Origin of the sequence: Amycolatopsis lexingtonensis, from assembly GCF_014873755.1 — a bacterium.
In the GTDB taxonomy this organism is placed as follows: Bacteria; Actinomycetota; Actinomycetes; order Mycobacteriales; family Pseudonocardiaceae; genus Amycolatopsis; species Amycolatopsis lexingtonensis.
In genome coordinates, this window is record NZ_JADBEG010000001.1 from 986,894 (window position 1) to 1,004,462 (window position 17,569).

Below are 17,569 nucleotides of genomic sequence, written 5' to 3' on the forward strand. Positions count from 1 at the left end.
ACCGTGCTGTCCACCTTCGAGGTCGACGGCGTCCCCGCCGTGACGGCCAAGAGATCCGGGCCGCCGGCCGCCGGCCTCGTCTTCCGCGTCGGGCGGGCCGACGAGACGCTCGCGACGGCCGGCATCACGCACCTGGTCGAGCACCTCGCGCTGCACCGGTTCGGCGTGGGCGAACACCACTTCAACGGCGCGACGGGCGCCGATCACACGTACTTCGAAATGACGGGCTCGGAAGCCGAGGTCGTCGCGTTCCTCACCGGCGTCTGCACCTCGCTCAACGACCTCCCGATGGACCGGCTGGAGACCGAGAAGTCGATCCTGCGCACCGAGGAGTCCCGGCGCGGCGGTGGCGGCCTGCTGTTCCGCCACCGCTACGGCGCACAGGGGTACGGGCTGGCCGACTTCCTCGAGCTCGGCCTCCCGCGCTTGGGCCCCGCGGAGGTCGCCCACTGGGCACGCACCTGGTTCACGCGTGAAAACGCCGTCCTGTGGGTGGCGGGTGAGCGGGTCCCGGCCGGGTTGCGGCTGCCGCTCCCGCCCGGCGCCCGGCGTCCGGTGCCCCCGCGGCCCGCCGCGCTGACCGGTCCCGCCGGCTTCTCCCACGGCGACGGCAGCGTCGCCTTCAGCACGGTGGTGCGCCGCGGAGCCGAAGCCCGGGTCTTCGCGAAGGTCCTCGAGCGGGAGCTGTTCCGCGCGCTGCGCCAGGAAGGCGGCTACTCGTACGAAGTGGGGACGTCGTACCAGGTCCGCGGCGACGGCTTCGCGGAGATCTTCGGGCTCGCCGACGCCTTGCCGGACAAGCAGGCCGCGGTGCTCGGCGGCGTCGTCGACGTCCTGGCCCAGTTCAAGGCCGGCCGGATCGACCCCCGCGACGTCGAAACAGCGCGCGCCCAGGCCGAATCCACGCTCCGCGATGCCGAGGCGGAGGCGCTGCGGTTGCCCGGGCACGCGGCCGCGCTGCTCGCCGGCAGGCCGCTGCCGTCGACCGAGGAGCGGATCGCCGAGCTGCGCGCGATCGACGTCGAGGCCGTCCACGCGGTCGCCGTCGAAGCGTGCGGCTCGATGCTGCTGCGCGCGCCGCACGGCCACGCCACGGACTGGGCCGGGTATCCGGTGGTGCCGCGCTTCTCCGCGGCGGCGGTGGCGGGGAACCGCTTCCCCGCCCACGGCCGGGCGGACAGCTACCTGATCGTCGGCGCCGAAGGGTGCAGCCTGCAGACCCCGGAAGGCGTGTCGACGGTTCGCTTCGCCGACTGCGCGGCCATGCTCGTCTGGCCCGACGGCGGCCGCCGCCTGATCGGCACCGACGCCCGGTCGGTCCAGGTCGACCCGACCCTGTTCGCCGGCGTGACCCCGGCGGTGACCGCGGCGATCGACGCGGCGGTCGGTCCACATCGGACGCTGCCGCAGGTGTCCCGCGCGCTCCCGGCGCCACCGCCCCGGCCGTCGGCGCCCCCGCGCGAACGCGCGGTGCGGATCCTCGTCGTCGTGGCGGCGGTGTTCGGTGTGATCGCGTTGCTGGCCACGGCGGGCATGGTGCTGGAACCGCCCGACGCCACGGGGTGGGCCGGGGCGGGATTCCTGTGGTTGCTCGCCGGGCTGTTCGCGTTCACGGCGCTGCGACGGCGACGGATGCGAGGGTGATCCCGGCGGGGAGCGACGGGCACCCACATCCGGTGATCCACGGCTGAGTCCCAGGTTGACCACGGCCGCGATCTTCACCCACGCGTCGGCCGGTGGGTACCGGGCGCTGCCGGCTCACCGGCCCGGGGACGCCGCGGCGTGGGGGAGCATGACGTCGGCGGCAGCCGCGGGGGTGACGCCGGGGTACAGCGCGCGGACGCCGAGCAGGCCGAGTGCGCCGCCGAGCACCTGGGCGGCGAGGTACAGCGGCACCGACGCGGGCGCGATCCCGGCGAAGGAGTCGCTGAACACGCGGCCGATGGTGATGGCGGGGTTGGCGAAGCTGGTGGAGCTGGTGAACCAGTACGCGGCCCCGATGTACGCGCCGACCGCCGCGGGGGCCCGCTCGGCGCGGCCGGAGCGGGCGAGGGAGAAGATCATCAGGATCAGGCCGGCGGTGGCGACGACTTCGGCGAGCCCGTGTGCCGCGGTGGCGCGGTGGGTGGTGCTGATCGAGACGGCGCTCGCGGAGAACATCAGGTTGGCCAGGACCGCGCCGCCGACGCAGCCGGCGATCTGCGTGGGCAGGTAGGCCAGCGCGTGCCGCCACGGCAGCCCGCCGAACACGGCGTCCACGAAGGACACGACGGGGTTGAAGTGCGCGCCGCTGACGGGGCCGAACATCAGGATGAGCGCGAACAGGCCGGCCGCGGTGGCGGCCGCGTTTTCGGTCAGCTGCAGGCCGGTGTCGCCGGGGGAGAGGCGCTGGGCGGCGATCCCGGAGCCGATCACCAGCGCGGCCAGCAGCAGGCTGCCGAGGAATTCGGCAATCAGCTTGCGGGGCAACGGCTGTTCCATGCGTGACTCCCTTGTGGACGGTCGGGCGGTCACGCGCGGGCGGGGACGCCGAGCTCGTCGAGCAGCCCGCGGACGCGGCGCTCGATCTCGTCGCGCACCGGGCGGACGTCCTCGACGCCCTTGCCCGCCGGATCGTCCAGCTCCCAGTTCAGGTAGCGCTTGCCTGGAAAGATCGGGCAGGCGTCGCCACAGCCCATCGTGATCACGACGTCGGCGGCGCGGACGATCTCGTCGGTCCACGGCTTGGGGAACTCGGTGGCGATGTCGATGCCGCGTTCGTGCATCGCCTCGATCGCCGCGGGGTTGATTTCGTGGCCGGGTTCGGACCCGCCGGACCAGGCCAGCGCTCGGTCGCCGGCGAGGTGCTGGAAGAAGCCCATCGCCATCTGGCTGCGGCCCGCGTTGTGAACGCACAGGAACAGCACGGTGGGCTTGCCGTCGTGGTGCCCCTCGATCCTCGCGAGGGCGTGCAGGCGCTGGCGGGCGAACCGCTCGGCCAGCAGTGGCAGGAAGTTCGGGATGGTGCTGTGGGCGGCGAACTGGTCGTAGCTGCCGTGCAGGAACTGCTCGATCGTCTCGGCACCGAAAGTGCCGTCGAACTCGGCCTGCAAGCGTGTCGCGGCAGTGCGCAGCGCGAGCCGCTGGTCGATGCTCAGATCGTGGTGGTGCGGGTGGTCGACGTCAGTCATCGTGGTCTCCGGGGAGGTGGACGGCGGGGGCGAGGCGGTCGATCCGGTCGGCGAGGTCGTCGTAGGCGCGGTCGAAGGCGGTGTCGGTGTCGGTGCCGGCCGGGTCGGGGACCGACCAGTGCAGGCGGTCGGCGGCCCGCGGGCCGAGTTCCTCGTGGGCGTTGTCGCACACCGCGACGACCAGGTCGTCGTCGTGCAGGACCTCGTCGATGCGCGAGGTGCGCGCCCGGGCCAGGGAAAGGCCGCGGGCACGGGCGATGCCCACGGCTCGGGGATGGACCCGCTCGGCCGGCTGGGTACCGGCCGAGGCGGCGGGCACCGTGCTGTGCCGGGCCCAGAGCGCGGCGGCCAGCTGGGAACGCGCCGAGTTGTGCGTGCACACGAACACGACCCGCGGCGCCGACAGCGTCCCCGCGGGCTGCAGGCCGGCGAGCGACGCAGGCCGCAGCCGCAGGTAGGTGCGCCGTCGGTCGCCTTCGGAGCGGGAGCGCTCGACCACCCCGGCCTGCTCCAGGAGGTTGAGGTGGTGCGCGAGCAGGTTGCCGGGCAGGTCGAGGTCCCGCCCGAGCTCGCTGGGCGAGGCGTCCCCGAGCACGAGGCGATCCACGATCGCCAGGCGCGCGGGCTCGCCGAGGGCGGCGTGCACCCGGGCGCGCGCCCGCAGCTCCGGATTCCACTCAGTGCTCATTGAGTCAATAATGATTGAGTGAAGTGCCGGATGTCAAGCTGTCCGATGTGGACAGGCGACCCGGGCCCATCATGACCCGCATGGTGAGGGATTCCGGTTCCGCGTCGGCTGCGTCCGGGCTGAGCAGCCGAGAGAGCATCTTGAACGCGGCTCGTGCCCTCGTCGGCGAAAAGGGCTACGACGGCATGGCGATCTCGGACCTGAGCGCGCAGTCCGGCCTTCCACCCAGTTCGATCTACTACCACTTCGGGAACAAGCTCGGGGTGCCGTCGGCGCTGCTCGAGCGCACCTTCGACGAGCTGCACGCGTTGTTCCCGAGCCCGTCGTCGTTCGACGACCTGGCGCCGCTCGAGCGCCTCGAGGCGTGGTTCTCGGCCGCCTGTGGTTCCCTCGACCGGCGGCCGGACTACCTCCGGCTCCTCGTCGCCATCAGCGTCGGCCCGCAGAAGGACGCCGAGGTGGTCCAGGCCACCGTGCGCCGCATCCGCGACTACGCGCACGCGTCCTGGGTGGCCGCGCTCACCCCGATCTTCGCGCCGGACGGCGAAAGCTTCGACGGTACGACCTACCGCTCGCAGGTCGGCCCGTTCGTCGCCCTGATCCGCGGGCTGGCGGAGCAGCGGGCCAAGCGGAAGCGCTGAAGCCGGGACTGTCGCCTATGTCCACTGTGGAACGGAGATCGGGCCCCCGGCCGGGGTGAGCTGCGACCGGATGATCTGCTCGACGATCCCGTCGAGCGTCGCCGGGATGTCCCGGTCGGCGCTGAGGTAACGGCGTACGGCGGCGTACGGCAGGTCGAGGACGATGAGCAGGATCTCCGCCGTCGCGCGGCCGGTCGCCGCCTTGAGGTCGGTCACCAGGCGGCGGATGTGGCGGTCCCAGTTTGCCTGGTCGGCCTCTCGCGCGCTGCGGCTTTCCTCGGGCCAGGCAGCGGGCTCGAAGGAGCCGAGGCCGGCCAGCAGCACCCGGGCGTCCGCCGGGTTGGCGCGGCACCAGGAAACTGTCCGGCGGCCGAGGGCGGCGGCCGCGGTCACCGGCTCCCCGTCGAAGAGCGGGTACAGCTCGGCGTGGAAGCCCTGCACCGCCCGGTTCCAGACGGCGGCCAGCAGGGCCGCGCGGTTGGGGAACCGGTGGTAGACGGAGCCGCTGGACACCGCGGCTTCCCGGATGACGCCGGCGATGGTGATGGCGTCGGCGCTGCCGGTCGCGAGCAGCCGCACTGCCGCGTCAAGGATCGCCGAGGTGTCGTGGACGGGTCGGGGCACGGGTTGACGATACCGAAAGCCCTCTCTAGAGTGCACTCTCTAGAGAGTATCGTCTAGACGGCTTCGGGAGATCCATGCAAAGCCTCGTCCTCTCCGGCCCCCGGAGCCTGGAATGGCAAGACCGGCCGGAGCCTCGCCTGTCCGCCGCCGGTGACGCGCTGGTCCGGCCCACCGCCTCCGCGGCCTGCGATCTCGACCGGCGGCTCGTGACGTCGCCTTCGCCCTTCGAGACGCCGTTCGCGCTCGGCCACGAGGCGGTCGGCGAAATCGTCGACCTCGCCGACGACGAGCCGGTGCTCCGGATCGGGCAGCGGGTGGTCATCCCGTGGCACATCAGCTGCGGCACGTGCGAAAACTGCCGGCGCGGCCTGCCGGGTGCCTGCAATTCGGTGCCACCGCTCGCGTCTTTCGGCACGAGCGCCGGCGGTTCGTGGGGCGGGTTGTTCGACGAGCTGGTGCGCGTGCCCTGGGCCCGGCACACCCTCACGCCGCTGCCGCCGTCCATCGACCCCTTCCTCGCCGCCTCGGCCAGTGACAACCTCACCGACGCCTTCCAGGCGGTCCGGCCGACGTTGGCCGCCCGGCCCGAGGCCGAGGTGCTCGTGGTCGGCGGAACGGCCAGCCTCGGGCTGCTGACCGTCTTGAGCGCCGTCGCGCTGGGCGCCGCGAAAGTCACCTACCTCGACGTGGACGAAGGGCGGTGCGCCAAGGCCGCCGCCGCGGGCGCGACCGTCGCCGCCGCCGACGCGTACCCCGACCGGCTCGACGGCCGGTTCGACCTGGTGGTGGACGCGTCGGCCGCGGCCGAGGGGTTCCGTTGTGCGCTGTTGTCGACCCGTCCCGGCGGCACGTGCGTCATCCGGTCCGTCTACTTCGGAGAGCCGCGGCTGCCGTACTTTTCGTTGTACGCCACGGGTGTCAACCTGGTGGTGGGACCGCCGCACGCGAGCCCGCACGTGCCCGCCGTGCTGGAACTCCTCGGCGACGGAACCCTGGACCCGGCGCCGGTCCTGGCCGGCCCGTTCGGCTATGCCGACGCCGTCGAGGTCCTGCTGGAGCCGCCGCCGGGCAAGCCGGTCTTCACTCGAACGTGCCGTGAAACGCCTCGATCCCGTTGCGCCACGTGGTGGTGAGATCGGCGCCGGGCGGGAACCGCTGGTTCAGTTCCAGGACGACCATGCCGTGCGCGAAGGCCCAGAAGGCCCGGGCTTGTTCGACGTCGCCGCCGGTCGCGTCGAGCAGCGGCTGCGCGGCGGCCGCTTCGACGCCGGGGGCGAGCAGGTCGCGGCGCAGGGGGCGTTCGGTCATCAGGCGGTGCAGGTGCGGGTGCCGGCGGGCGAAGTCGCGGTACGCGGCGGCGAGGGCGGCGAGCGGGTCGTCCGATCCCTCGACGGCTTGTGCGAACAGCTCGGCCTGTTCCTCGAACCCCAGGGAGATCAAGGCGGCTTCCAGGGCCTGCTTGTCGCGGAGGTGCTCGTAGATCGAGGACGCCCGGATCCCGACCCGGTCGGCGACGCGACGCATCGAGAGCGCCTCGGGACCTTCCTCTTCGAGCAGCTCGCGCGCGGCCCGCACGATCTCCCGGGCTCGCGGCGCGAGCCGGTCAAGCACGCGGGAGGCCATCGATCGCCCGCGTTCCCGGCAGTGCGCACATGATCGGGCAAACCCTTTCCGTGTGACCCTAACGGCGTTAGGATACCGGCCGAACACCGTTAGGGTCGCGGTGAAGAAACGTGAAGCGGGGACAGATGAGCGTCGAGGACAACCGGACACGTCAGGATCTCGCGGTTGCACCGGATTCCCTGAGCGCGTCGGTGCCACGGTTCCTGGTCGAGCTCATCGCCTGGGTCGCCGCGCCGTGGGCGCTGGCGGCGTACTCGATCTGGCTGGCCGTGCTGGCCGACGTGCTGCTGATCGGCCTGCCCACGGTTTTCGGGATGCCGGGGGCGAAGAAGCAGAAGAATCCCGTCTCGATCACGGCCCGGCCGGCGATCACCCTCGAACTGCTGCAGCCCGTCGCCGCCTGCGTGGCCGCTTTCGCGGCATGGCCGCCGGTCGTGGCTTCGCTGGTGGTCGCCGTGTCACTCGCGGCCTGCGTTCTTCAGTTCCGCCGCTGGCGCTGGATGCTCGCCCGGCGCCAGGACGGCCTCGGGTAGGAGCCCGGTCAGGCGCGGGTGTCGAGGACGACGCGGAACCGGGCCTCGCCGGACATCATCCGCTCGTAGGCTTTCGGCGCCTCGGACAGCGGCATGATCTCGTTGCGGCTGCGGATGCCGCGGTCGTGGGCCAGCCGGAGGCTGTCCTCGTTCTCGATGGCCGACCCGGTGAGGGTGCCGACCACGGAGTGGGTGCCGAAGATCAGGTCCGGCGTCCGGACTTCGACCGGGTCGGGTGCGGCCCCGACGACGAAGAGCTGCCCGCGGGTGGCGAGCCCGGCCACGAGCGGCGACATCGACGCGCCACTGGACGCCGTCGCGATGATCGCCGCCGCGCCGCCGAGGCGGGCCAGTGCCCGGCCGGGATCCTCCGTGGTGCTGTCGACGTATTCGTCGGCACCGAGTTCGGCGGCCAGCCCGGCCTTGCCGGTGCCGCGGGCGATCGCCGCGACGCGGTAGCCGAGCGTCTTGGCGTACTGGATCCCGAGGTGGCCGAGGCCGCCGATGCCCTGCACGGCAACGAGAGCGCCGGGCCGGGCGTCGGCGGTGAGCAGCGCGCGGTAGACGGTGAGTCCCGCGCACAGCAGCGGGGCGACCTCGAGGGGCTGCGCGCCGTCGGGGACGCGGACCAGCCCGCTGGCGCGGGCGTAGGCGACTTCGGCGTAGCCGCCGTCGGTGGTGGTGCCGGTCCAGGGCTGGTCGGCGCAGTTGACGAAGTCGCCGCGGCGGCAGTTTTCGCACTGGCCGCAGTGGCCGTTGAGGTAGCCGACACCGACGCGGTCGCCGGCGGTCCACGCGGTGACGCCGGGGCCGACCGCGTCGACCACGCCGACGATCTCGTGACCGGGCACGACGGGCACCGACGGATCCGCGCGCAGACCTTCGACGGCGAGGGCGTCGCTGTGGCAGACGCCGCAGGCCTCGACCCGCAGCCGCACTTCGCCGGGCAGCGGGTCGCGGACTTCGCGTTCCACCAAAGCGAATTTGCGCGTGCCGGTCACTTCGAACGCACGATAGGCGGACATCATTGGACTCCCAACGGGTTGCTCGGCGATCGGGATCGGCGGGACGAGGTCGATCAAGCGTCCTGGTGCTCGGCCATGTACCGGGCGTACCAGGTCGGCCATTCCGCGTCGTACTGACCGGTTTCCTTCTCGTGCTCGCCGTGCGCGGCCGCGGCGTCGCGCAGCGCCTGCTCGAGCTTCCCCACCGAGCCGTACGCCACCCCGTCGACCCGCCCGGGCAGCCGGTCCGTGACCTCCTGCAGGAGCCAGGTGTTGCCGTCGGGGTCGCTGAACGACGCGAACGAGGAGTAGGTGCCGCGGTCCGGGTGCGCGCCCGGGGCGAACGCGCCGGTGCTGTCGCGGTGGAACACCTCGCTCACGTCGGCACCGAGCCCTTCGAGCTCGGCGCGGGCCGCTTCGATGTCGTCGACGACGAGGTAGGTGCCGCGGACCGAGCCGGGGCTGGCGTCGGTGATGCCGTTGCCGAAGTGGACCGAGGTGGGTGACCCCGGCGGGGTCAGCTGCACGATCCGCGAAGCGCCGAAGACGATGTCGGCGTCCTCGCGCCAGCCGAGGGTCTTGTAGAAGTGCTTGGTCCGATCGACGTCGGTGACGGGCAAGACCACGACCTCGAGCTTCATGTCCATGATCGGGAACTCCTTCGCTGCGAGCCGGCGGGTTTCGCCGCTCGCCACCACGATCGCCCTTCGCGGTGTCCGTTCGCCCCCGTGAGACACCCTAGTCTTCCCCGGGCCCGCGCCCCGGGGATCGCGCTAGGGTCCGGGTCATGTCGGGTCCGGAGCTGATCGGCCGCGGCGACGAGCTCGCCGCCCTCGACGACGTGCTGGCCGCGGCGCGAGCGGGGCGAAGCCGGGTGCTGGTGCTGCGCGGCGAAGCCGGGATCGGCAAGACCGCGCTGCTGGGGCACGCCGCGGCGCGAGCGGCCGGCTTCCGGGTCGTGCGGACGGCCGGCGTCGAGTCCGAGCGCGAGCTGCCCTACGCCGGTCTGCACCAGCTGTGCGCTCCCTTCCTCGAGCGGCTCGAGCACCTGCCGGCCCCGCAGCGGACCGCGCTCGGCACGGCGTTCGGGGTGACCGCGGGGGAGCCGCCGGACCGGTTCCTGGTCGGGCTGGCGGTGCTGACCCTGCTCGCCGAGGTCGCCGAAGACCGGCCGCTGGCGTGCCTGGTCGACGACGCGCAGTGGCTCGACCGGGTGTCGGCGCAGACTCTGGCGTTCGTCGCCCGGCGGTTGCTCGCCGAACCGATCGCCCTGATCATCGCCGTGCGCGAACCCGCGGAGCAGCTCGACCTGGCCGGGTTGCCGGAGCTCGCCGTCCGCGGTCTCGGGGAGGCGGCGGCCGGGACCCTGCTGGATTCGGTGCTCAAGGGCCCGCTCGACGCCCGGGTCCGCGGCCGGATCGTCGCCGAGACGCACGGCAACCCGCTCGCGCTGGTCGAGCTGCCGCGGTTCTGGACGGCCGCCGAAGCGGCCGACGGGCTCCTCCGGCCGGACGGCGACGCGCTGGCCGATCGCCTCGAGCGGTGCTTCCTGCGGCAGCTGGCTCCGCTGCCGCCGGGCACCCGGAAGCTGCTGCTGACCGCGGCCGCGGAGCCGCTGGGGGACGCGACCCTGCTGTGGCGCGCGGCCGGGAAACTCGGCCTTGGCGCCGATCCGGCGGCGGCCGCCGAGACGACCGGGCTGATCGACTTCGGCCCGCGGATCCGGTTCCGGCACCCGCTGGTGCGCTCGGCGGTCTACCGGTTCGCGACCGCCCAGGAGCGGCAGGAAGTGCATCGGGCGCTGGCGGAGGTGACCGACGCGGGCGTCGACCCGGACCGCCGCGCCTGGCACCGCGCGCAGGCGACCGTCGCCCCGGACGAAGACGTCGCGGCCGAACTGGCGCGCGCCGCCGGCCGTGCCCAGGCGCGCGGCGGTCTCGCGGCCGCCGCGGCTCTGCTCGAACAGGCGGCCACGCTCACCCCCGATCCGGCCCGGCGCGCGTGGCGCGAACTTGCGGCGGCCCGGGCCAAACGCCGCGCGGGCGCGCTGGACGCGGCGCTGAGCCTGCTGGGCGCGGCCGAAGCCGGCCCACCGGATCCCGGGCGGGACGCCGAGATCGTCCGGCTGCGCGGGCAGATCGCGTTCGACCAGCGGCGGGGCGGCGACGCGGCCGAGCTGCTCTTGCGCGCGGCCGGACGCCTCGACGGCGACCAGGCCCGCGAGACCTACCTGGAGGCGCTCGGTGCCGCCGTGTGGGCGGGATCCGGCGTCGTCGAAGCCGCGAAGCGAGCGCGCGGGGCGCCCGCCGCGCAGGAGCCGCCGACCGCCGTCGACCTCGTCCTCGACGCGCTCGCCACGCGGCTGACCGACGGCTACGCGGCCGCCGCGCCGCTGCTGACCGAGGCGGTCGACGCCGTGCGAGCGCTGGACGCCGGCCGCGAAGACCCCGAGCGGGTGCTGTGGCTGCTGGGCAACCGGGCCGGCGGAACCGTGGCGACCGAGGTGCTGGACTACGCGGCCGGACGCGCGTTCGCCGAGCGGCAGGTCCGGCTGGCCCGCGACGCCGGCGCGCTCGTGCAGCTGCAGTTCGCCCTCAACTTCCTCGCCAACCACGAGCTGCTGGCCGGCGACCTGACCGCGGCACAGGCGCTGGTGGCGGAGGACCGCCTGCTCGCCGACGTCACCGGCGGCCGGCCGGTCGGCTACAGCGCGATCCTGCTCGCCGCCCTGCGCGGCCGGGACGCCGACGCCGCCGCGGTCATCACAGCCGCGGCGGCGGAGGCAGCCGCGCGCGGTCAGGGCCGGGTCGGGCGCTTCGCCGACTACGCGAACGCCGTCCTCGGCAACGGCCTCGGCCGGCACGACACCGCCCGCGACGCGGCCCGCCGGGTGTTCGAGCAGAACACCATCGGCCACCAGGCCCTGGCCACGGCCGAACTGGCCGAGGCGGCATCCCGGACCGGGGACGGCGACCTCGTCACCGCCGCGCTGGCCCGGATGTCCGACCGAGCCCGGGCGACCCCGACGACGTGGAACCGTGCACTGGCGGCCCGCCTGCGCGCGCTGGCCGGCGACACCCCGGAGGAGTGCTACGCCGAATCGATCGCCCTGCTCACCGGGACGCCGTTGCGAGTCGAGCTGGCTCGCGGCCACCTGCTGTTCGGCGAATGGCTCCGGCGCGAGGGCCGCCGTGCCGACGCCCGGGAACACCTGCGCACCGCGCACGCGATGACGTCCTCGATGGGCCTGGAAGCTTTCGCCGACCGTGCGCGCCGCGAGCTGCTGGCCACCGGTGAGACGGCGCGCAAACGCACCGCGGAGCCGGCCGAGGAACTGACCGCGCAGGAGTTCCAGATCGCGCGCCTCGCCCGCGAGGGACTGTCCAATCCGGAGATCGGTACGCGGCTCTTCCTCAGCCCGCGCACGGTGGAATGGCACCTGCGGAAGGTTTTCGGCAAGCTCGGGATCAGTTCACGGCGTCAGCTGCGCGAGACTCCCTTCGACGCGGTCGGCGCGCACTGACTGAGGGTGGCGCGGTTTCGGCCCTGGGGCTGTATCGAAGTCGGTGTCAGTGTGGACAGCCGGCGGGTGGTCCGCCGACGTCTTGAATGACTCATTCAGGACCTCCGAGGACCTGAATGAGTCATTCAAGACCTTTGACCTGGCGAACACAGCAGCAGCGCGGCGGGCGAGGCGTGGACGGTCTGCCGGAATCCGGGATCACGGTCGCCGAATGGCTCTGAACGATTTCGATACAGGCACTAGGCCGCCGGGAAGGTGACGAAGACCGGCGCGTGATCCGAACCCGACGCGCTGACGTGCGCGGACGGAAGATCGGTCACCGACGGAAGTTTGCCCGCATGGCTGACGTCGACAGTGGGCAGCGGCTTGACCAACGCGTGGCTGACGAGGATGTGGTCGATGAGTTCGCGACGGCCGTTGTTCACCCGGGAATAGCGGTGGTCGGCGGGAATCAGGGACGCGAGGTTCCAAAGCCGCAAGCGGTCGCCGGCGTCGGGACGGTCGAAGCCGGCGGTGCCGATCTCGGAGCCGGGCGGGCCGAGCAGGATCTGGGTGGTGGCCGCGGTGGCTTCGTCGTTGAGGTCGCCGAGCACGATGAGCCGTTGCCGCTCGCCGGATTGCAGCAGCGACGTGGCCAGGTCCCGGACCGCGGCGGCCTCGGCGGTGCGGCGGTAAAGGGCGTAGGCGCCGTAGCGGCCGCGTTCGCCTTCGTCGCGGGGCGCGAACCGGCCGCCGGGGTAGGTCAGCAGCTTGGACTTCAGGTGGCAGGTGATGAGGGTGAGCGTCGTACCGGGCGCGTCTTCCACGCGCACCACCAGCGCACCCCGGCCGAGTTGCTCGCTGCGGGCGGCGGGCGGGTCGGCGATCTGGACCGGCGCCAGCTTCGGCGGCAGGGACGCGCTGTCGGCGACGACCGTCAGCGGCAAGCGGGAGAGGAAACCGACCCGGATGCCGCGCGAGTCGGGGTGTCCCGAGCACGCGGTGTGCCACTGCCCGGGCAGCCGGCCGGCCAGGTCGTCCAGTGCCGCGGGGTCGCCGACCTCCTGGACGGCCAGCACGTCGGGGCTGATGGCCGTGATGGTGTCGCGGAGGGCGGCCAGCTTGGTGTCGTAGGCCTCCTCATCGGAAGGCCCAGCGGGGCGGAACAGGTTCTCCAGGTTCCACGTGCCGATGACCACCATGACGTCTCCCTCGCGTGCGTTATCCGAGTACTCGCGAGATCCCGGGGATCGGTTACAGCCGTCACCTGATTGCCCTAGCCGGGGTTTCCGCGACGCCGGCGAGGCCCCGGACGGGACGTTCCGCGCCCAGTCACGTCCTGGCCGGACGGGTCACGACCGGAGGACGAACTCGGCCACGTCGCGGCCGAGCTGCCGCCCGGCTTCGTGGTCGAGCCGGGTGTGGACGCCGGCCGCGATGCGGCTCAGCCCCGCTTCGTCCGCGGCGGCCTGGAACGACGTGAACCGCCGGGTCACACCCGGCAGCGCTTCGGACGTGACCGCCAGGGCCCAGCGCGGCCCGTACTCCTGGCGCAGGACCAGCGCACCCGCTTGCGAGATGACGCTGTGCGCGCCGGGGTACGCCGGGTCGGGCGGGGTGGTGGCGAGGCTCGACCAGTCCGGGACGCCGTCGGTGGCCGGGTTGCCGTCCTCTTCGGCCAGCCTGATCGCGGTGATCGGCCGCCAGATCCGGTAGTGGTACTTCGCGTCGTAGAAGGCGATCACGGCGTCGGCGAAGGTCAGGTTGAGGCGGGCGAACACCCGGGCCGCGACGAGCAGGCCGCTGCGCGAGCCGCCGACCACCGACTGCGCGATCTCGTTCCAGTGGTTCCAGATCGGCGCGGCCCAGAACCGCGCCTGCACGGTCTCGTCGGCGGTGCGGGTCGTGCTGGTGTCGCGTCCGGTCGCGGCCACCTCCCGCAGGGCGTCCGCGTACCGCGCGCCGCCGAGCGCCGGGTAGGGCCCGGGCCGGAACCGCTCCGCCCGGTCGAGCACGAACGGCGTCACGGCGGCCCAGTGGGTGAACGCGGCGGGGGCGAACGCGGGCGGCGTCGGCCGGTACTCCCCGGGTGCGGTGCCCGGCGGCAGGACCGGCGGGACCGCCGCCGAGCCGTCGTCCGCCCGCAGGCCCAGCAGCAGCCGGGCGACCAGCCGCCCGGCCCGGACGCCGGCGTCCCGCGCGGCCGCCCGCGGCACCTCCGCCAGCTGACTGGCCAGCAGGGCGGCGAGCTCGCCGGCCCGGGCGGGGTAGAGCGCGGCCAGCACGTCGTGCGCGGCCTGCGCCGCGGACGCTTCCGGCGCCGCCTGCCCCGGGACGTCGACGGTGAACAGGTAAGGCCGCCCGGTGCCCGTCGTCGCGACGACGGCGTCGTGGATCGCCGCGTGCAGCAAGGCGAAACTGCGAGTCGGGTGCACGGTCGCGGGCTGCAGGCCGGTCGTGCGCACGATGGTCAGCAGCTCCCGGTTCCAGGCGAGGACGACGTCCGCGCCGCCCGGTCGCGCGGGCGTCGCGGCGGCGACGGGTGCCGGCAGGCCGCTGGTGGCGAGCACGGCGGCGGCCGCCCCGCCGGTCACGAGCATCGTCCGGCGCGACATCGGTGTGGTCATTTCGCTCCCCAGGTCGTCGGAGGGTTCGCCTGCCGATACGGTCCCGGGTTACGGGCTGTAACCCGGGCGCGTATTCCTCAGGTGGCGGGAAGAGTCGGTGGGGAGAAGGCGGGCGGTGCCGGTGGCACAGCGGTTCCGGCGCAAGCGCGCCGAGCAGGACGAAGCGGGCGTGGCGCCGCGCCCGCGGCTGCACGCGGTCGGGGCGGACGTCTACCCGGACTGGGAGGCGGTCTACCGCGACAACGTCGACCGCGTGTACCGGCTGATGTTTTCGAAGGTGGGCAACCGGCCGGACGCCGAAGACCTCACCACGGAGGTCTTCCTGACCGCGTTGCGGCCGCTGCGCGTCTCGGCGAGCGTGGGCGAGGTCCGGGCCTACCTGCTGGCTACCGCGCGGACCGTGCTGGCCGGCCACTGGCGGCGCACGCTCGGCCGGGAGATCACCACGCTGGACGAGGAGCACGACGTCGCCGCCTTCGAAGCGGGCACTGTCGACCCGACGACGCTCGCCCGCGCCGAAGCGATCCTCGCGCTCCTGCCGGAGCGGTACGGGCGGATCCTGCGGCTGCGCTTCTTGCAGGCTTGCTCGCTGAAGGAAGCGGCGGAGCAGCTGGGCACCACCGTCGGCAACGCGAAGGTGCTGCAGCACCGGGCGTTGCGCCAGGCGGCCCAGCTGGCGGAAGGGATGGAGACGTGAGCACTCGAGGCGTCCGCCGGTTCGTGAAGGACCTCCTGCGGCGGCGACGGCCGCGCCCGTTCGCGGCCGGCCCGGACGAAGAAGCCGAGCTGCGGACCGCGGTGCTGCTGCGCGCCGCCCGGCCCGGCGGCGCCGCGGCGAGCGAGGAGTTCGTCGCCGGGCTGCACCGACGGCTCGCGCAGGAGCTCGGGGAACCGGCGCCGGCGCGTGGGGGCAACCGCCGCCGGTTCATCCAGGTGTCCTCGGCCGCCGCGGTGGCGGCCGCGGCGGGCGCCGGCGTCGAGTACCTCGTGACGTCGGCCGCGGAACCGGCCGCGACACCCCCGCCGGAGGAGACGACGCTGCGGCCGGAGAACGGCGAGTGGCGGGCCGTCGTCGCGGCGCACGACCTGCCCGAGGGTGGGGTGCGGCCGTTCGACTTCGGGGCGGTGGCCGGGTTCGTGCACCGGTCCGGCGGCCAGGTGAGTGCGGTCTCGGCCACCTGCACGCACCTGGGCTGCCGGCTGAACCTCGACGCGCCGGCGCGGCGGCTGAACTGCCCGTGCCACCGGACGTCGTTCGCCGTCGACGGCGTCGTCCTGACGCACCAGCTGCCGGTGACGCCGCCGCCGCTGCCGCACCTGGTGGTGCGCGAAGCCGGGGGAGTGGTCGAGGTGCTGGTGCCGTCCACCGGAGCGTAACCCCCGCGCGTATCCCTGGTATGAGGATTTCCGTTGGGGTGAAACACTTTCTGCTCGCCGGCGCGGCGGCGCTGGCGCTCACGGCCTGTACCGCGCCGGCGCCGCCCGCGGCGTCGCCGCCGTCGATGCCCGCCATGACGAGCATGGCCGCGCCGCCGTCGCCGCCGGTGGCCGCCACCTCGAACACGGTGGCCATCAAGGACTTCGCGTTCGCGCCCGCGGCGACGACGGTGAAGAAGGGCACCACGGTCACCTGGACCAACTCCGACCAGGACCCGCACACGGTCACCAGCACCGGCTCCGGTGGCCCGCTGCGGTCCCCGACCCTCCAAACCGGACAGTCCTATTCGTACACTTTCACGACACCGGGCACGTTCGAGTACCTGTGCACCATCCACCCGTTCATGACCGCGACCGTGACGGTGACGCCGTGACCGAAGAGCGTGACCCGGAGGGCATGACGAGGCGGCAGCTGCTGCGCCACACGGCGTGGTTCGGCGCCGCGGTGGTCCTCACAGTGACCGGCGGCGAGGTGATCAGCCGGATCGCCACACCCGGCGAGGCAGCGGTCGCCGACGACCCGAACGCGCTGCGGTTCGTCCAGATCAGCGACAGCCACCTCGGGTTCAAGGGCCCGGCCAACACCGCCGTCGAGTCGTCGTTTTCCCAGGCGCTCACCCAGATCAACGGGCTGGGCTACCGGCCGGACTTCGTGATGCACACCGGCGACTTGACCCACCTGTCGACGCCCGCGCAATTCGACCAGGTCAAGCAGATGATGGGCACGCTGAACACCGGGGACGTGTCCACGGTGCCCGGCGAGCACGACTCGGTCGACGACGCCGGGCAGAAGTACCGGCAGGCCTTCGGCGCCGGCACCGCGGGCGACGGCTGGTACAGCTTCGACGTCAAGGGGGTCCACTTCATCGCGCTGGTGAACACGCTGAGCCTGGAGAAGCTCGGTCACCTCGGGCCGGACCAGCTGGAGTTCGTCCGCAAGGACGTCGCGAAGCTCGGCTCGGACACGCCGATCGTGGTGTTCAGCCACATCCCGCTGTTCGCGATGTACCCGGCGTGGGGCTGGGGCACCGACGACGCCACCCAAGCGCTGTCCTACCTGCGGCGGTTCTCGTCGGTGACGTGCCTCAACGGGCACGTGCACCAGCTGTTCACGAAGACCGAAGGGAACATCACCTTCCACAGCGCGACGACGACGGCGTACCCGCTGCCGCAGCCGGGCACGCGCCCGGCCCCGACGCCGGTGACCCTGCCGGCCGGCAAGCTCGCCGACGCGCTGGGCATCCGCGAAGTGTCCTACCGGCCCGGGCAGCCGGGCCTGGCGGTGAAGGACGTGAAGCTGGCATGAACCTCCTCCTGCGGATCGCGACAGCGGTGTGCCTGGCGGGCACCGGCTTCCTCCACGCACAGCTGTACGTCGACGGGTACCGGGTGATCCCGGTGATCGGCCCGGCGTTCCTGGTACAGGCGTCGGCATCGATGGCGGTGGCGTTGCTGCTGCTGGCGGGCAGCCCCCTCCTGCTGCGGCTCACCGCGGCGGCCCTGGCGGCGGGCGCCTTGGCGGGCTTCGTGCTGTCGCGGACGACCGGGCTGTTCGGCTTTTCCGAGCGGGGCTTCCAGCCGGCGCCCCAGGCGTTGCTGAGCGTCCTGGCCGAGGTGGCCGTTGTGGTTCTCATCGCGATCGCGCTGCACCGCGACGGCTTCCGGTGGCGGGAGGTGGTCAGGCGGAGCCGGAGTACGGTCCGGTAGCCGGCGAACGGGT

The 17,569-nt window shown here is 73.2% G+C and carries 19 protein-coding genes; 10 read left to right on the forward strand and 9 right to left on the reverse strand.

Annotation, left to right across the window (positions count from 1 at the left end):
* Positions 1-3 precede the first annotated feature (3 nt).
* Entirely contained in the window at positions 4-1,644 is a 1,641-nt protein-coding gene (locus tag H4696_RS04720; protein WP_192782074.1) for a peptidase M16 family protein, read from the forward strand.
* Positions 1,645-1,758: 114 nt separating this feature from the next.
* Here H4696_RS04720 and H4696_RS04725 read toward each other — a convergent pair whose 3' ends face one another.
* From H4696_RS04725 to H4696_RS04735, 3 genes are read right to left on the reverse strand one after another with little or no spacing between them, the layout of a single operon-like run.
* Positions 1,759-2,481, reverse strand: coding sequence for an aquaporin (locus H4696_RS04725; RefSeq protein WP_086864070.1), 723 nt, complete (start codon positions 2,479-2,481; stop codon positions 1,759-1,761).
* Positions 2,482-2,510: 29 nt separating this feature from the next.
* Positions 2,511-3,170: an arsenate reductase ArsC gene (locus H4696_RS04730; protein ID WP_086864071.1), complete on the reverse strand. Its 660-nt coding sequence runs from the start codon at positions 3,168-3,170 to the stop codon at positions 2,511-2,513.
* Positions 3,163-3,858 carry an arsenate reductase/protein-tyrosine-phosphatase family protein gene (locus H4696_RS04735; protein ID WP_086864072.1) on the reverse strand — a complete coding sequence of 232 codons (696 nt, stop codon included), beginning with the start codon at positions 3,856-3,858 and terminating at the stop codon, positions 3,163-3,165. The genes H4696_RS04730 and H4696_RS04735 overlap by 8 nt, the downstream gene beginning before the upstream one ends.
* An 80-nt stretch (positions 3,859-3,938) precedes the next feature.
* Between H4696_RS04735 and H4696_RS04740 the strand changes: the two genes are divergently transcribed.
* Positions 3,939-4,499, forward strand: coding sequence for a TetR/AcrR family transcriptional regulator (locus H4696_RS04740; protein ID WP_086864073.1), 561 nt, complete (start codon positions 3,939-3,941; stop codon positions 4,497-4,499).
* A 15-nt stretch (positions 4,500-4,514) separates the two neighbouring features.
* On the opposite strand, the gene H4696_RS04745 is transcribed toward H4696_RS04740, so the two are convergent.
* Complete coding sequence (locus H4696_RS04745; RefSeq protein WP_086864074.1) at positions 4,515-5,123, reverse strand: TetR/AcrR family transcriptional regulator; 609 nt, start codon at positions 5,121-5,123, stop codon at positions 4,515-4,517.
* 74 nt (positions 5,124-5,197) lie between these two features.
* Between H4696_RS04745 and H4696_RS04750 the strand changes: the two genes are divergently transcribed.
* Positions 5,198-6,256, forward strand: a complete 1,059-nt coding sequence (locus H4696_RS04750) for a zinc-dependent alcohol dehydrogenase (protein ID WP_192782075.1) — start codon at positions 5,198-5,200, stop codon at positions 6,254-6,256.
* Here H4696_RS04750 and H4696_RS04755 read toward each other — a convergent pair.
* Positions 6,204-6,734, reverse strand: a complete 531-nt coding sequence (locus H4696_RS04755) for a TetR/AcrR family transcriptional regulator (RefSeq protein ID WP_249027300.1) — start codon at positions 6,732-6,734, stop codon at positions 6,204-6,206. The two genes, H4696_RS04750 and H4696_RS04755, sit on opposite strands and share 53 nt — an antisense overlap.
* Positions 6,735-6,856: 122 nt before the next feature.
* Here H4696_RS04755 and H4696_RS04760 point away from each other — a divergent pair, with 122 nt between their 5' ends.
* Positions 6,857-7,279 carry a hypothetical protein gene (locus H4696_RS04760; RefSeq protein ID WP_211299859.1) on the forward strand — a complete coding sequence of 141 codons (423 nt, stop codon included), beginning with the start codon at positions 6,857-6,859 and terminating at the stop codon, positions 7,277-7,279.
* 8 nt (positions 7,280-7,287) lie between these two features.
* Here the strand turns inward: H4696_RS04760 and H4696_RS04765 are convergent, their stop codons facing one another.
* On the reverse strand, positions 7,288-8,253 hold the full coding sequence (locus H4696_RS04765) for an alcohol dehydrogenase catalytic domain-containing protein (RefSeq protein ID WP_338078651.1): 966 nt from the start codon (positions 8,251-8,253) through the stop codon (positions 7,288-7,290).
* Positions 8,254-8,357: 104 nt separating this feature from the next.
* Complete coding sequence (locus H4696_RS04770; protein ID WP_086865499.1) at positions 8,358-8,930, reverse strand: VOC family protein; 573 nt, start codon at positions 8,928-8,930, stop codon at positions 8,358-8,360.
* 140 nt (positions 8,931-9,070) lie between these two features.
* Here H4696_RS04770 and H4696_RS04775 point away from each other — a divergent pair, with 140 nt between their 5' ends.
* Positions 9,071-11,806, forward strand: coding sequence for a helix-turn-helix transcriptional regulator (locus H4696_RS04775; RefSeq protein ID WP_192782077.1), 2,736 nt, complete (start codon positions 9,071-9,073; stop codon positions 11,804-11,806).
* A gap of 239 nt (positions 11,807-12,045) precedes the next feature.
* Here H4696_RS04775 and H4696_RS04780 read toward each other — a convergent pair whose 3' ends face one another.
* Both H4696_RS04780 and H4696_RS04785 read right to left on the reverse strand, forming a co-directional pair.
* The gene (locus tag H4696_RS04780) at positions 12,046-12,987 is read right to left on the reverse strand and encodes an endonuclease/exonuclease/phosphatase family protein (protein ID WP_211299818.1); all 942 of its coding nucleotides are present in this window, start codon (positions 12,985-12,987) and stop codon (positions 12,046-12,048) included.
* 150 nt (positions 12,988-13,137) lie between these two features.
* Positions 13,138-14,412: a vanadium-dependent haloperoxidase gene (locus H4696_RS04785; protein WP_086864577.1), complete on the reverse strand. Its 1,275-nt coding sequence runs from the start codon at positions 14,410-14,412 to the stop codon at positions 13,138-13,140.
* A gap of 115 nt (positions 14,413-14,527) precedes the next feature.
* On the opposite strand from H4696_RS04785, the gene H4696_RS04790 reads away from it, so the two are divergent.
* From H4696_RS04790 to H4696_RS04810, 5 genes are read left to right on the forward strand one after another with little or no spacing between them, the layout of a single operon-like run.
* Positions 14,528-15,109, forward strand: a complete 582-nt coding sequence (locus H4696_RS04790; RefSeq protein WP_086864578.1) for an RNA polymerase sigma factor — start codon at positions 14,528-14,530, stop codon at positions 15,107-15,109.
* Positions 15,106-15,789, forward strand: coding sequence for a QcrA and Rieske domain-containing protein (locus H4696_RS04795; protein ID WP_086864579.1), 684 nt, complete (start codon positions 15,106-15,108; stop codon positions 15,787-15,789). Before H4696_RS04790 ends, H4696_RS04795 begins: the two co-directional genes overlap by 4 nt.
* A 38-nt stretch (positions 15,790-15,827) precedes the next feature.
* A complete protein-coding gene (locus H4696_RS04800) occupies positions 15,828-16,223 on the forward strand; it encodes a plastocyanin/azurin family copper-binding protein (RefSeq protein ID WP_249027223.1) in 396 nt (131 codons plus the stop codon).
* Entirely contained in the window at positions 16,220-17,155 is a 936-nt protein-coding gene (locus tag H4696_RS04805) for a metallophosphoesterase family protein (protein ID WP_086864580.1), read from the forward strand. Before H4696_RS04800 ends, H4696_RS04805 begins: the two co-directional genes overlap by 4 nt.
* Entirely contained in the window at positions 17,152-17,556 is a 405-nt protein-coding gene (locus H4696_RS04810; protein WP_086864581.1) for a hypothetical protein, read from the forward strand. The genes H4696_RS04805 and H4696_RS04810 overlap by 4 nt, the downstream gene beginning before the upstream one ends.
* Positions 17,557-17,569 lie beyond the last annotated feature (13 nt).

Coding starts and splice junctions, on each gene's coding strand:
- H4696_RS04725 (WP_086864070.1), bottom strand. CDS start 2,481: ATGGAACAGCCGTTGCCCCGCAAGCTGATTGCCGAATTCCTCGGCAGC.
- H4696_RS04730 (WP_086864071.1), bottom strand. CDS start 3,170: ATGACTGACGTCGACCACCCGCACCACCACGATCTGAGCATCGACCAG.
- H4696_RS04735 (WP_086864072.1), bottom strand. CDS start 3,858: ATGAGCACTGAGTGGAATCCGGAGCTGCGGGCGCGCGCCCGGGTGCAC.
- H4696_RS04740 (WP_086864073.1), top strand. CDS start 3,939: ATGGTGAGGGATTCCGGTTCCGCGTCGGCTGCGTCCGGGCTGAGCAGC.
- H4696_RS04750 (WP_192782075.1), top strand. CDS start 5,198: ATGCAAAGCCTCGTCCTCTCCGGCCCCCGGAGCCTGGAATGGCAAGAC.
- H4696_RS04770 (WP_086865499.1), bottom strand. CDS start 8,930: ATGGACATGAAGCTCGAGGTCGTGGTCTTGCCCGTCACCGACGTCGAT.
- H4696_RS04775 (WP_192782077.1), top strand. CDS start 9,071: ATGTCGGGTCCGGAGCTGATCGGCCGCGGCGACGAGCTCGCCGCCCTC.
- H4696_RS04780 (WP_211299818.1), bottom strand. CDS start 12,987: ATGGTGGTCATCGGCACGTGGAACCTGGAGAACCTGTTCCGCCCCGCT.
- H4696_RS04785 (WP_086864577.1), bottom strand. CDS start 14,412: ATGACCACACCGATGTCGCGCCGGACGATGCTCGTGACCGGCGGGGCG.
- H4696_RS04810 (WP_086864581.1), top strand. CDS start 17,152: ATGAACCTCCTCCTGCGGATCGCGACAGCGGTGTGCCTGGCGGGCACC.